The sequence below is a fragment of the Acidihalobacter aeolianus genome (genome assembly GCF_001753165.1).
In the GTDB taxonomy this organism is placed as follows: domain Bacteria; phylum Pseudomonadota; class Gammaproteobacteria; order DSM-5130; family Acidihalobacteraceae; genus Acidihalobacter; species Acidihalobacter aeolianus.
Window position 1 is genome coordinate 2,027,301 of sequence record NZ_CP017448.1, and the last position, 13,791, is coordinate 2,041,091.

A 13,791-nucleotide genomic window follows, 5' to 3' on the forward strand; every position below is an offset into this window, starting at 1 on the left:
AGACACGCCATCACCGAAGACGCCCATGCTGACCGACTATCTGAAGTCCTGGCCGCTCTACCTGCTGCCGCATCACGCGATTTCACGCATCATTTATGGATTGACGCGCATACGCTCGCCCCTTGCCGCCTCCGTCATCCGCAGTTTCGTACGCGCCTACGACGTGGATCTGAGCGACGCGATCCAAAGCGATCCGAAGGCCTACCCCAGCTTCAACGCCTTCTTCACCCGCGCCCTGCGCCCCGACGCCCGGCCGCTGGATCCGGCTGGCGACGCGGTCGCATCGCCGGTCGACGGCACGGTGAGCGCACTCGGCGGTATCTACGAAGATCGCATCTTCCAGGCCAAGGGCCGCGACTACAGTCTGGCCGAACTGCTCGCCGGCGAACCTGCCGCGCGGGCCTATCGCGGCGGCAGCTTTGCCACGCTGTATCTCTCGCCGCGCGACTACCACCGGATTCACATGCCGCTCGACGGCACCCTCACCCACATGACCTATGTGCCGGGACGCCTGTTCAGCGTGGCGCCGCATACCGTCGCCACCGTGCCGCGGCTGTTCGCGCGCAACGAGCGTGTGATCGCGCATTTCGACACGCCAGCCGGGCCGATGGCCGTGGTGATGGTGGGCGCGATCAATGTCGCCGCGATAGAAACCGTGTGGGCGGGATTGGTCACCCCGCCGGCCGGCCGGCACGTCTGCGAACTGGATTATCCCGATACCGGGGAACGTTCGGTACGCCTCGCCCGCGGCGAGGAACTGGGTCGTTTCAACATGGGCTCAACGGTGATCCTGCTGTTCGCTCCGGGCGCCGTCGCATGGCTGCCCAGCCTGGAAACTGGCTCCTCCATCCGCATGGGACAGCGCCTGGCGACGAACACCGCACAGCATGACAGCGGATCAGGCACGTTCCCAGGGGAAGGCGATCACCTCGGCTAGGTCGTCACGGCCAGTCAGCCACAGGAGCAGGCGGTCCACCCCCAGGGCAACGCCGGCACAATCCGGCAACCCGGCCTCCAGCGCGGCGATCAGGCGTCTGTCGGCAGGGCGTTCCGGCGCGTCGACAGACACCCGGTACGCCTCATCGACGGCAAAGCGGCGTGCCTGCTCGCCGGCATCGGTCAGTTCGTGGAAACCGTTGGCGAGCTCCAGGCTGCCGCCGAACACCTCGAAACGCGCCGCCGTCGGCGGATATCCCTCGCGGATCCGCGCCAGCGCCGCCTGCGTCGCCGGATAATCGCTCACCACGGTCAACCGCCCTGCCGGGAATGCCGGCGCGACCGCCAGCCCCATCAGCAAGTCGAGCCAGCCGTCGCGCGTCAACTCACCTTCCGGTGCCACCCCGGCCGTGCGCGCAAGCTCGATCAGGGTTTCCTTGGGCGCGCGATGCGGATCAATGCCGAGCACTTCCGCAAACACTTCCGCGTAGCTCAAGCGTGCCACCTCGAAATCGGCCGGCAGATCTAGGGATTCTGCGGCCCGCAGCGCCAACTCGACCACCTCGGAGGCAAGGCGCGCATCGTCCCAGCCGAGGCGATACCATTCGACGAGGGTGAACTCGGGGTTGTGGAAGCGGCCGCGCTCGCCCTGCCGGAACACCCGGCAGATCTGATAGATATCCCCGCTACCGGCGGCCAGCAGGCGCTTCATGGGGAATTCGGGCGAGGTATGCAGATAGCGTGGCGGTGTCGCGCCGTGCAGCGCGAAGCTCTCGATGGTGGGGTCGGTGGTTGCGCCCACCGAGAGCATGGGCGTTTCCACTTCGAGCAGGGAGCGCTCCGCGAAAAAACCGCGGAGTGCGGCAAGCAGACTGGCGCGTTGTTGCAATGCCTCGCGGGAGGCGGTCGGGCGCCAGTCCGTCAAGGCAAGGTCACTTGCTGACGCGCGACACGTATTCGCCGGTACGCGTATCGATGCGCAGCACCTCGCCCTGCTCGATGAACAGCGGCACCTTGACTACCGCGCCCGTCTCCAGCTTCGCGGGCTTGGTGCCGCCGGTCGCGGTATCGCCGCGCACGCCGGGATCGGTCTCGACAATGGTCAGTTCGACGAAGTTCGGCGGCGTGACGGTCAGCGGCTGGTTGTTCCACAGGGTCACGATGCAGACATCCTGATCCTTCAACCAGTTCTTCGCCTCGGCGACCGACGCCTCGACGGCGGCATATTGCTCGAAGGTGTCCGGTACCATGAAGTGCCAGAACTCGCCGTCCGTGTAGAGGTACTGCATGTTGACGTCGACCACGTCGGCCGCCTCGACGGTCTCGCCGGACTTGAAGGTCTTGTCGATGACCCGGCCCGTCTTCAGGTTGCGGATGCGCACCCGGTTGAAGGCCTGCCCCTTGCCGGGTTTAACGAACTCGTTCTCCACGATCGAGTACGGATCGCCGTCCAGCATGATCTTCAGCCCGCCACGAAACTCACTTGTGCTGTATGTCGCCATAGTCCCCTCTCGGTAACGCGCCGCGCGCCGAGGCAATTGAAGTAAGATAAAGCCGCCTATGATACCGCTTACGCCTCACGCAATACAGGACCCGGACGACGCCCTTGCGCCGTGGCGTCGCGCCATGCGGGACGCGGTGCGCGACCCGTTCGAACTGCTCCGGTTGGTCGAACTGCCTGCCACGACGATTGGCGATGCCGCGGCTGCGCGTGAGTTTCCGCTGCTCGCCCCGCTCGGCTATATCGCACGCATGCGCCGGGGCGACCCGAACGACCCTCTGCTACTGCAGGTATTGCCGCAGGCGGCGGAAACGGCCGAAGTCCCAGGTTTCATCACCGACCCGGTCGGTGACTTGCAAGCCTTGAGCGCACCTGGCTTGCTGCACAAATACCATGGCCGCGCCTTGATCGTGGCCACCGGCGCCTGTGCCGTTCACTGCCGTTACTGCTTCCGCCGGCACTTTCCCTACGCCGAATCTGGAGCCTCTCATGGGCGCCTGGAGAGACTGATAGAAGCCCTGCGCCAACACCCGGAAATCGACGAAATCATTCTCAGTGGCGGCGACCCGCTGATGCTCGACGACGAGAAGCTCTCCGCCTGGGTGAAAGCCCTCGAGGAACTCCCACAGCTCAGACGGCTTCGTTTGCACTCGCGCATGCCCGTGATCCTGCCGGAACGCGTGGACGAGGCCCTGTTGGGCTGGATATGTAGCACCCGCTTGCAGGTGGTCTGCGTCATTCACTGCAACCACGCCAACGAACTCGACCACGATGTGGGCGAAGCCCTGAATCGACTACGTATGGCTGGCGTCAGCCTGCTCAACCAAAGCGTGCTGCTGCGCGACATCAACGACACCACGGAAACGCTCGCTTCGCTGAGCCTGCGTCTGTTCGAATTCGGCGTCCTGCCGTACTACCTGCACCTGCTCGACCCAGTCGCCGGCGCAGCGCACTTCAACATACCGGAGACCCATGCAAGAGAGATCATGCACAACCTGCGCGCGTCCCTACCCGGGTATCTAGTACCCAGGCTGGTCCGCGAGGAGGCTGGCAAATCGGGGAAAACAGACATCCCACCCCTGGATACGGGCACGAGGCTTCAACCGGAGTCTGGATAGCGCTACTATTGACCCATACGAATTTTCATAATAATCACATATAAGCTGGACATTGACGCCGATGCCGTGGCCCCCGCTCAAGAACAGGCCTTCCGCTGACGAAGGCATCCCGCAGTCGCCAAGACCTTTGCGTCGTTGGCTTAAATCGCTCCCCATCATCGATATGGGCGAGACCACACGGCTTCTGTACAACGGCCTGCTCAGCCTCAATCAGACGCAGTTACCTGCTGGGCAACGCATCCAGAACATGGAATTGATTCGGGATAGCGCTCAGCCCGTACTGCAACACCTGAGCCGTCAATTCATCGCGCGCTCACTGCCCCTGCCTCCTCGCGGACGCAAGATCCTGCGCCTGCTGATGCGTCTGCACAAGGAAACCTCCACTGGCTACAAACTGGCCTTGCGTGACGCATCACGCGGCGAAACCCTTAGCCCGAAACTACTCGCGCTTGCCACCCATCGTGCCCTGCGCCATATGGGTCAGATTCATCTGCTCGCAGCGCAAATGTACGAAACAGAGCCGGCAGGCATGTGGCATGACATCCATTTGCTCTACGCATTCGCGGAAGAACATGGCCTCACATCGAGCGTCGTGAAGGACTCAACCTACCGCCACATCAGGCAATCCAGTATTGCTGATGTTTATCTGCAGTCCTCCCTACTCGCTCTAAGCCTGCCAACCACCTTACGCCAGGGTGAGGCCGAACGACTGGCCTATTTCTTCGAGCGTACTGCAAGTCTCGTTAACATCGACGCTCGCCCTCTGCCTGATGCTAATGACGGCGTCTATCTCATCAACCTGGACCTGGATCGCCCCCCCGCCTATACGACACTGTCAGATGTGCCTTCGATGAGCAGTTTGCGTGGACTCGCACCAGAGAAATTGCTACTACTCTTGCGAGAGCAGGTTCAGGACAACGTCAGCCAGACATCAGCGCCCACATTGACTTCTGATATGGCGCGAAAACTGATGCTGCATCTCACACAGCACGCCAAACGGGACTTTGCCCGCGCGGACCGTGATGAGCGTATCTACGTAGCCATCGGCTTAGACACCATACATCGTGCGATCCAGGCCGACCCCGATCGGGCCGGACATGGCAATTCCTTCAAGGCGGTCGGCCTGCCAGAAAGGACCCGTGCCTTGGATCTTCAGACGATTTCTGACCACCAACGCCAGGCAAACGCCGACCCAGCCAACTATTACGATCCCAACGCAACCAGTGACGACATCTGGCGCCTCGTGGTCAACGACTCCATGTGGGAACGCAGTGTACCCGACACACCGGATGACACTGGGCTGAATACCCCAGCCGACCCCATCCCCACCTCGAATCCCCCTCAGGAATGGGCCGACTGGCGGCTGATCAATGCAAGTCCAGGCGGCTACTGCATCTGCTGGGAACATCCTGAACCCGCGCGCGCACAAGTCGGTGAAATCATCGGTTTACGCGAGCGTGAAGGTGCCAACACGTTCTGGCGCATCGGCGTAATCCGCTGGATGCGCAATGTTCCGGAACAAGGCTTGGTTGCCGGCATCCAACTGCTTGCTGCGCGCAGCTACCAGATCACCGTACACGGTGCGGCCTCTTCCCGACAGCAACCGATCGGCGCCCTGGACGCACTGTTACTCCCCGAAGTCAAGGCACTGCGCCAACCCGGCTCACTCATCCTTCCGGAAGGTCCGTTCCACAGTGGAGATGTCGTGGTAATCACGGATGGCCCTAACGAAAGTCATGTCCGGCTGCAGGAATGCCTTCTGCAGCAAAATTCCAGCTTTGCACAGTTCATGATCGGTACCATCGACACCGAACTATCATCACAAACGGACAACGGTTTCGACGCGCTCTGGTCCAAGTTGTGATAAAAATGAGAGGTATAGACAGCGCGCCCATCGACCCATATGAGGCGTCAATCCACTCGGTTTGAGACACCCGCCACATGGACAGCAAGCGGCTCGCACCTATCATCGTCTCAACAGACCTCAACGAATCCGAAGAGCTAATCAGCGCGATCAGGGGTATCGGCTTCGCCGTACGCCCTACGGTCGCGAGCTCCGATGAAGCCTTGCGCGAACAGTTGCAATCCATTCAGGCCGATCTAATTCTGTTCGATGCGGACAAGGCCGGCTTCGGTCAGGAAGAGTTACATACCCTGATCAATGACGCCGGCAAACGCCTCCCGGTGATCGTCCTGGTTCACAAGCCCGTCACGGACCCCATGCAGTACCTGTCCGCCGGTGCAGACGACGTGGTTGTGGCTTCAAACCATGAACACGTGCAACACGTAGTCAAACGCACCGCCGAGGCACAATTCAATTGGCGTTCGCTTAAACACAGTCAGGGACAGGTACGCGAAGCTGAAAAACGCTGCCAACTTCTGCTGGAAAGCTCCAAAGACGCAATCGGCTATGTACACGAGGGCATGCATATCCATGCCAATCGCTCTTATCTCGATCTTTTCGGTCTCGGCGATATGGACGAGATAGAGGGCATGCCGCTGATGGACCTAGTCACATCGTCGGAACGCAGTAACGTCAAGGAATTTCTGCGCCAGTATTCACGCAGTAACGACCCTGAACAAACCTTGTCCACCCAATTGCTCAGCGTGAGCGGCGACGAATTCGAGGCCGAACTGACCTTCAGCCCTGCCAGCATCGACGGTGAGGACTGCACCCAGATACTGATCCAGCGTCACGACGGCAACACCAAGGAACTTGAGAAACAGATTCATTTTCTCAGCCAGCGCGACCTGATGACCGGGCTGTACAACCGTCAGTACTTTATGGACCAGCTCAAGGAAAAGGTCGCGGACGCCACCCGCGGATTGGGCAACCGAGCGGTCATCCTGCTTGCTCTGGATCGATTCGATTCGCTCAAGGAAACCTTTGGCATCTCCGGCAGCGACATCATATTGGTCGACTTCGGCAAGCTGCTGGAAAAGGAAATCCACGACGACGACATCGCCTGCCGGTTTGACAGTAGTCGATTTATCGTGCTGACCAGCACCTGGCAGGCAGAAGCCCTGCAGGCCTACATGGAACGCCTCGCGGGATCCATTACCAATCATATTTGCGAGCTGGATGGACGTTCGATAGCCAGTCCGGCTAGCCTGGGCGCGAGCATCATCGACGAAAACGCGCCTGACGCCAACGAAACCCTCGCGCGTGCCGAACGCGCCTTCAAACAGGCAGTAGCCTCAGGCGGTGGACAGGGCTACATCTACCGTCCGCGCGAAGGCGAGATGAGCCAGAAGCAGCTTGACGAGCTATGGGGCAAACGTCTGCGTGAAGCGATCAAGGAAAATCGCATGCGCCTGCTATTCCAGCCGATCGTCAGCCTCAACGGGCAACCCGAAGAACACTACAACGTGTTTATGCGCATGCTCGACGAGACCGGGAAACCCATCGCAGCACTCGAGTTCATGCCTAGTGCGGAACGCACCGGCGTTGCCAAAATGCTCGACCGCTGGGTCCTGCACCATGCCCTCAAACAGCTTGCCGCACGCTTACGCGATAATCGCCGCACCATCCTGTTTGTCAAACTGACTGCAGGATCCTTGCAAGACCCTGAAATGCTCCCCTGGCTGTCTGAACAACTCAAGGAAAACCGGATTTCCGGTGATCTACTCGTGTTCGAGATCAAGACCGGCGTCGCGGTCAATTATCTGCGCCAGGCACGCGAGTTTCAGAAGGGACTGCGCCAGCTTCACTGTCACCTCACGCTCGACGACTTCGGCTCAGGTGCCAATCCCTTCCAGCTCCTGAAACAGGTCCCTGCCGACTACCTCAAGTTCGACGCAACTTTCATGGACGATCTACCCAACAGTCCGGAGAATCAGGAGACCCTGAAGCTCTTGACCAGCCAGGCGCATGCCGAAAATCGCATGGTCATCGCCCAGCGTGTCGAGGACCCGCAGGTGTTGCCAACGCTATGGGGTCTTGGCATCAACTACATCCAGGGCAACTTCCTACAAGTGCCGTCGGAGCGCATGGACTACGACTTCACTGCCTTGGGCTGACAGTCCGATTCCGACACCGGCGTGATGCGAAAAGAAAAGGGGCCGCTTTGCGGCCCCTTTGCGTTACGGTCGCCGTGCGCAGGATCAGCGCATGGCCTCAAGCGCGGCAATACGCTCCTCCAGCGGCGGATGGCTCATGAACAGCTTGCGCAATCCGTGGCCCAGTCCACCGTTGATACCGAAGGCCGCCAACTGCCCCGGCAGTTCCTCCGGCTCGTGCGCACGCTGCAGGCGGCGCAGGGCAGCGATCATCTTGCCGCGGCCGGCCAGCTTGGCGCCGCCCGCATCGGCCCGAAATTCGCGCTGGCGCGAGAACCACATGACGATCGCCGAAGCCAGGATCGCCAGGAAGATTTCGGTCACGAACACGGTGATGAAGTAAGCCGGACCGTAGTCGCGCTCGCTCTTGAAAACCACGCGGTCCACCACATGCCCCACCACGCGGGCGATAAAGATCACGAAGGTGTTGATCACACCCTGGATCAGGGTCAGCGTGACCATGTCGCCGTTGGCAACGTGAGTGATCTCGTGCGCAAGCACGCCCTCTACCTCGTCGCGATCCATTCCGTGCAACAGTCCCGTGCTCACCGCGACCAGCGAGCTGTTGCGCGTGGCGCCGGTGGCGAAAGCATTCATGTCCGGGCTGTCGAAAATACCCACCTCGGGCATCTTGAGGTTGGCCTGACGGGCCAGACGCTGCACGGTCTCCATCAGCCACACCTCGCTACTGGTGCGCGGCTGGTCGATCACCTGCACGCCCATGCTCATCTTCGCCATCCACTTCGACATGAAGAGCGAGATGAACGCGCCACCAAAGCCGAATACCGCAGCCAGCAGCAACAGGCCCTCGTAATTGATCTGACCGCCCTGGGTCTGGATGCCGTGAACCCCGGTGACGGCCATGAGTACATTGAGCACGATGCTCAGCACCACGAGCACCGCGATGTTGGTCGCCAGGAACAGCAGAATACGTTTCATCTAGAAAAGCCCTCTATAGTGTTTTTGCTCTGCTAATCATGTGTGTGGCACAGCAAAATTCAAGCACATTTACGCCGCTCTTACCGCATCTTTACACTACATTTTCACTCTTCCGCGCGCAGCGCATCGACCCGTTGGAAGCCCCTGGGAAGACGCGCTCCGCGCCTCCCCCGCTCGCCGAAATACTCGTCGAGTTCGGCCGGACGCAGCACCTTGTGACGTTGCCCCGATTCCAGCCGCAGGGCCTGTCCCGGGCGCAGGGCGGCGACCGCCACCACACGCTCCTCGCCGCTCTTGATGCGTGACGAAGGGATGCCGATCAGACGGTTGCCCTTGCCCTTGGCCATACGCGGCACCTCGTCGAGATCGATCACCAGCAGGTGTCCCGCATCGCTCGCGATGGCCAGCCGCAGCCCTTCTCCGGCCGGCACCGGGCACGGCGGCAGCACGCCCGCATCGCCCGGTACCGTCAGCGCCGTCTTGCCGGACTTGTTGCGCGACAGCAGATCGCCCAGGCGGGCGACGAAACCGTAGCCCCAGTCGGTCGCGAGCAGCACGGCATCGTTCTCGCCACCCAGCGCCAGGCCGACGAAACGCGCGCCTGCCGGAGGACTCAGGCGGCCGGTCAGCGGCTCCCCCTGGCCGCGCGCCGAAGGCAGGGTATGCGCGGGCAGCGCGTAGCTGCGCCCGGTCGAATCGAGGAACATGGCCTGCTGGTTGCTACGCCCCGTCGCGGCGCTGAGGAACGCGTCTCCGGCCTTGTAGGCAAGCCCGGCGGCATCCACCTCGTGCCCCTTGGCGGCCCGTACCCAGCCCATTTTCGACAACACCACGGTCACCGGCTCGGAGGGCACCAGTGCAGTCTCGTCCAGCGCCTGCGCGGCGGCGCGCGCCACGATCGGCGAACGGCGGTCGTCGCCGTAGGTCTTCGCATCCTCCTCGATCTCGCGCTTGATCAGGCTTTTCAGCCGCGCCTTCGAACCCAGTGTCTGCTCCAGCTCGGCGCGCTCCTGCTGCAGGGCCTCCTGCTCGGCGCGGATCTTCATCTCCTCCAATCGCGCGAGCTGGCGCAGGCGGGTGTCGAGGATGTAGTCGGCCTGTTCCTCGCTGAGCGCGAAGCGTGCCATCAGCACCGACTTGGGCTCGTCCTCCGTGCGGATGATGCGAATCACCTCGTCGAGGTTGAGGAAGGCGATCAGCAGACCGTCCAACAGGTGCAGGCGGCGGTTGACCTTGTCCAGACGCCACTGCAGGCGCCGGCGCACCGTCTCCGTGCGGAAGCTCAGCCATTCCACGAGCAGCGTGCGCAGGTTCTTCACCTGCGGCCGCCCGTCGAGACCGATCATGTTGAGGTTCACGCGGTAGCTGCGTTCGAGGTCGGTGGTGGCGAACAGGTGCGCCATCAGCGCGTCGACGTCGACCCGTGCCGAGCGCGGCGTGATCACCAGGCGCGTCGGCTGTTCGTGATCCGATTCGTCGCGCAGGTCCTCGACCAGCGGCAGCTTCTTGGCCTGCATCTGCGCGGCAATCTGTTCCAGCACCTTGGCGCCGGAGGTCTGATAGGGCAGCGCATCGACCACGATGTCGCCCTCCTCCATGCGCCAGCGCGCGCGCAACCTCAGGCTGCCGCTGCCGCTCGCGTACAGGGCGACGAGCTCCTCGCGCGGGGTGACGATCTCCGCCTCGGTGGGGAAGTCCGGCCCCTGCACGAAGCCGCACAGCGTCTGCAGGTCGGCATCCGGATGCTCCAGCAGGTGCACGCAGGCCGCGGCGACCTCGCGCAGGTTGTGCGGCGGGATGTCGGTGGCCATGCCCACGGCGATGCCGGTGGCGCCGTTGAGCAGCACGTTCGGCAGGCGCGCGGGCAGCAGCGACGGCTCATTCAGGGTGCCGTCGAAGTTGGGCACCCAGTCCACCGTCCCCTGCTCCAGCTCGGCGAGCAGCAGCCGCGCGTAGGGCGACAGGCGCGACTCGGTGTAGCGCATCGCCGCGAAGCTCTTGGGGTCGTCCTGCGAACCCCAGTTGCCCTGCCCGTCCACCAGCGGATAACGGTAGGAGAAGGGCTGGGCCATGAGCACCATGGCCTCGTAACAGGCCGTGTCGCCGTGCGGATGGAACTTGCCGAGCACGTCGCCGACGGTGCGCGCGGATTTCTTGTATTTGGCGGTGGCGGAAAGGCCGAGTTCGGACATCGCGTAGACGATGCGCCGCTGCACCGGCTTGAGCCCGTCGCCGACGTGCGGCAGCGCGCGGTCGAGAATGACGTACATGGAGTAGTCGAGGTACGCCTTCTCGGTGAAGGTCGACAGCGGCAGGCGCTCGGCGCCCTCGTGATTCGCGTATGCGTTTGCCATGCGTGGGATATCAGTCGTTGAGGTGTTTGGGCGGCTGGCCGACGCGGTCGCCGAGGGCGTCCTCGCGGTCGCGCACGATGCGCTCGGCGATCTCGCGCACCGCGTTGCTCAGCCACATGTAGGTCTGCGAGCCGGGCCGATAGTCTGCCGGGCCGAAGGACTGCACGCGCCCCTGGCGCTGCAGCTCGTTGATCTGGCGGAATTCCTTGTCGTGGCCGGGATTGTAGACGCCGTAGGTGCGCCCGCCGTTGCGCTTGACCACGGAGAACACGGGCACGTCGGAAGGCCCGTCGGCCACATACACGATGTTCTGGAACGGGATGCGTCGCTCGGACTCAGGCAGATTGGCGTTCACGCTGATCCGGTCCGGGTGTTTGTTCACGCCCTTGTTGATCTCGAACACCGCGCGGGTCTTGGTGGTGTTGTCAAGCACGTAGCCGATCTGCGCGATCTCCTCGCCGCCGCCGTCAAGATCCTCCACGAACTCGCAGCCCCACACGCCGTCCAGTTCGGCCGCGACCGCGCTGCCGCGGATGGTGCGGGTGAAGCCGGTGCTGACCACATAGTGTTCGAGGGTGATGTCGTGGTGCGCGAACGCGGAGTCGTCGGCCACCAGCGCACGCAGCTCGCCGAAGAACGCGGGCAGCCCCGGATAGAAGTCCAGCTCGGCGCCGAGTGCCTCCAGCAGCGCGTTGCTCAGCCCGGCGAAGGTGCCCCGGCGCACATAGGCGAGGATGTGATTGAGATAGGCCAGTTCGCCCGAAACCTGCTCGCAGCCGCGCGCACGGTACTGCGCCTCCAGGGCGTTGACCTCGCCCCAGAACGTCTTCTCGTCCACTCCGAAGCGACGAAACAGCGGCGCCTGCATGTAGCCCGGGATCAGGGTCTTGTCGAAATCCCAGACCATGGCGACGATGGTCTGCGTGAACAGCGGCGCGCTCATGCCGGCACCCCGACCGGCCGCTGTGCGGCGCCTGCGTAACGCGTGTGCGGCATCCTCAGACCTCCGCCAGGTTGCCCTTGCTTTCCAACCAGCCCCGTCGGTCGGCCGCGCGGCGCTTGGCGAGCAGCAGATCGAGCAGTCCGTCCGTCTCCGCCGTATCGTCGAGCGTGAGCTGCACCAGCCGCCGGGTATCGGGCGCCATGGTCGTCTCGCGCAGCTGCAGCGGGTTCATCTCGCCGAGGCCCTTGAAGCGGGTGACCTGTGGCGTACCGCGCTTGCCCTCGGCGCGCAGGCGGTCGAGCACGCCCTCGCGTTCGGACTCGTCGAGGGCATAGTAGACCTCCTTGCCGATATCGATGCGATACAGCGGCGGCATGGCGACGAACACGTGCCCGCGCGCCACCAGCGGCCTGAAATGGCGCACGAACAGCGCGCACAGCAGGGTCGCGATGTGCGCGCCGTCGGAGTCGGCGTCGGCGAGGATGCAGACCTTGCCGTAGCGCAGGCCGGTCAGGTCCGATGAGCCCGGCTCGATGCCCAGCGCGACGGCGATGTCGTGCACCTCCTGCGAGCCCAGCACCTGGGCGGAATCGACCTCCCAGGTGTTCAGGATCTTGCCGCGCAGCGGCAGGATGGCCTGGAATTCGCGCTCGCGTGCCTGCTTGGCCGAACCGCCGGCCGAATCGCCCTCCACCAGGAACAGCTCGGTGCGCGCCAGATCCTGTGCGCTGCAGTCGGCGAGCTTGCCCGGCAGCGCCGGGCCGCTGGTGACCTTCTTGCGCACCACCTTCTTGCCCGCGCGCAGGCGCCGGTTGGCGGCGCTGATGACCAGTTCGGCCAGCCGTTCGCCCTCGGCGACATGCTGATTGAGCCACAGGCTGAAGGCGTCCTTGACCACGCCGGAGACGAAGGCCGCGGCCTCGCGCGAGCCCAGGCGCTCCTTGGTTTGCCCGGCGAACTGCGGGTCGGCGAGCTTGAGCGAGAGCACGTAGCTCACCCGCTCCCACACGTCCTCGGGTGCGAGCTTGACCCCGCGCGGCAGCAGGTTGCGGAACTCGCAGAACTCGCGCACCGCCTCGGTCAGCCCGGTACGCAGGCCGTTGACGTGTGTGCCGCCCTGCGCGGTCGGAATCAGATTCACATAACTCTCGGCGATGCCTTCGCCGCCCTCGGGCTGCCACACCAGCGCCCACTCGACGGTCTCGCGATGTCCTTCGGAGCGCCCGGTGAAGGGCTCGGCCGGCAGATGTTCGAACTCGCCCGCGGTCTCCATCAGATAGTCGCGCAGCCCGTCCTCGTAGCGCCACACCTCGCGCTCGCCACTGGCCTCGTCGAGCAGCGTCACCTCGAGCCCGGGACACAGTACCGCCTTGGCGCGCAGCACGTGCTTGAGGCGCGGCAGACTGAACCTCACCGAATCGAAATAGGCCGGGTCCGGCCAGAAGCGGGCCGTGGTGCCCGTATTGCGCTTGGCCGTCGTGCCGACCACTTCCAGCGGCGTGACCAGATCGCCGCCCTCGAAGGCGATGTGGTGTTCGCGGCCGTCGCGGCGCACCCACACGTCCAGCCGTTTCGACAGCGCGTTGACCACCGACACGCCGACGCCGTGCAGACCGCCTGAATACTGGTAGTTCTTGTCCGAGAACTTGCCGCCCGCGTGCAGCGTGGAAAGGATCACCTCGACGCCGGGACGGCCCTGTTCGGGATGGATGTCGACCGGCATGCCGCGCCCGTCGTCCACCACCGTGAGCGAGCCGTCGGCGTGCACCGTAACCTCGATGCGCGAGGCATGGCCGGCCAGCGCCTCGTCCACGCTGTTGTCCACCACCTCCTGCGCCAGATGATTCGGTCGCGAGGTGTCCGTATACATGCCCGGGCGCTTGCGCACCGGGTCCAGTCCGCTCAGAACCTCGATATCCGCCGCATTGTAGCTGCTCATGC

The 13,791-nt window shown here is 63.5% G+C and carries 10 protein-coding genes; 4 read left to right on the forward strand and 6 right to left on the reverse strand.

Features of this window, described 5'->3' with window-relative positions; all coding sequences use genetic code 11:
* Positions 1–25 precede the first annotated feature (25 nt).
* A complete protein-coding gene (gene asd / locus BJI67_RS09260) occupies positions 26–937 on the forward strand; it encodes an archaetidylserine decarboxylase (protein WP_070072794.1) in 912 nt (303 codons plus the stop codon).
* Here the strand turns inward: asd and epmA are convergent.
* Together epmA and efp are read right to left on the reverse strand one after the other, a co-directional pair.
* Positions 899–1,861, reverse strand: a complete 963-nt coding sequence (gene epmA / locus BJI67_RS09265) for an EF-P lysine aminoacylase EpmA (RefSeq protein ID WP_070072795.1) — start codon at positions 1,859–1,861, stop codon at positions 899–901. The two genes, asd and epmA, sit on opposite strands and share 39 nt — an antisense overlap.
* Positions 1,862–1,868: 7 nt before the next feature.
* The gene (efp, locus tag BJI67_RS09270; protein WP_070072796.1) at positions 1,869–2,438 is read right to left on the reverse strand and encodes an elongation factor P; all 570 of its coding nucleotides are present in this window, start codon (positions 2,436–2,438) and stop codon (positions 1,869–1,871) included.
* Between the two features lie 58 nt (positions 2,439–2,496).
* On the opposite strand from efp, the gene epmB reads away from it, so the two are divergent.
* From epmB to BJI67_RS09285, 3 genes are all read left to right on the forward strand, one after another.
* Positions 2,497–3,555, forward strand: a complete 1,059-nt coding sequence (gene epmB, locus BJI67_RS09275) for an EF-P beta-lysylation protein EpmB (RefSeq protein ID WP_070072797.1) — start codon at positions 2,497–2,499, stop codon at positions 3,553–3,555.
* A gap of 61 nt (positions 3,556–3,616) precedes the next feature.
* Positions 3,617–5,419 carry a hypothetical protein gene (locus BJI67_RS09280; RefSeq protein ID WP_156782097.1) on the forward strand — a complete coding sequence of 601 codons (1,803 nt, stop codon included), beginning with the start codon at positions 3,617–3,619 and terminating at the stop codon, positions 5,417–5,419.
* A 77-nt stretch (positions 5,420–5,496) separates the two neighbouring features.
* Positions 5,497–7,575, forward strand: a complete 2,079-nt coding sequence (locus BJI67_RS09285; RefSeq protein WP_070072799.1) for an EAL domain-containing response regulator — start codon at positions 5,497–5,499, stop codon at positions 7,573–7,575.
* An 84-nt stretch (positions 7,576–7,659) separates the two neighbouring features.
* Here the strand turns inward: BJI67_RS09285 and htpX are convergent, their stop codons facing one another.
* The 4 genes from htpX to parE form a co-directional block, all read right to left on the reverse strand.
* Positions 7,660–8,553: a protease HtpX gene (gene htpX, locus BJI67_RS09290; protein WP_070072800.1), complete on the reverse strand. Its 894-nt coding sequence runs from the start codon at positions 8,551–8,553 to the stop codon at positions 7,660–7,662.
* A 104-nt stretch (positions 8,554–8,657) separates the two neighbouring features.
* Positions 8,658–10,907, reverse strand: coding sequence for a DNA topoisomerase IV subunit A (gene parC, locus BJI67_RS09295; RefSeq protein ID WP_070072801.1), 2,250 nt, complete (start codon positions 10,905–10,907; stop codon positions 8,658–8,660).
* A 10-nt stretch (positions 10,908–10,917) separates the two neighbouring features.
* On the reverse strand, positions 10,918–11,850 hold the full coding sequence (locus tag BJI67_RS09300; protein ID WP_070072802.1) for an HAD family hydrolase: 933 nt from the start codon (positions 11,848–11,850) through the stop codon (positions 10,918–10,920).
* Positions 11,851–11,905: 55 nt separating this feature from the next.
* A complete protein-coding gene (gene parE / locus BJI67_RS09305; RefSeq protein WP_070072803.1) occupies positions 11,906–13,789 on the reverse strand; it encodes a DNA topoisomerase IV subunit B in 1,884 nt (627 codons plus the stop codon).
* Positions 13,790–13,791 lie beyond the last annotated feature (2 nt).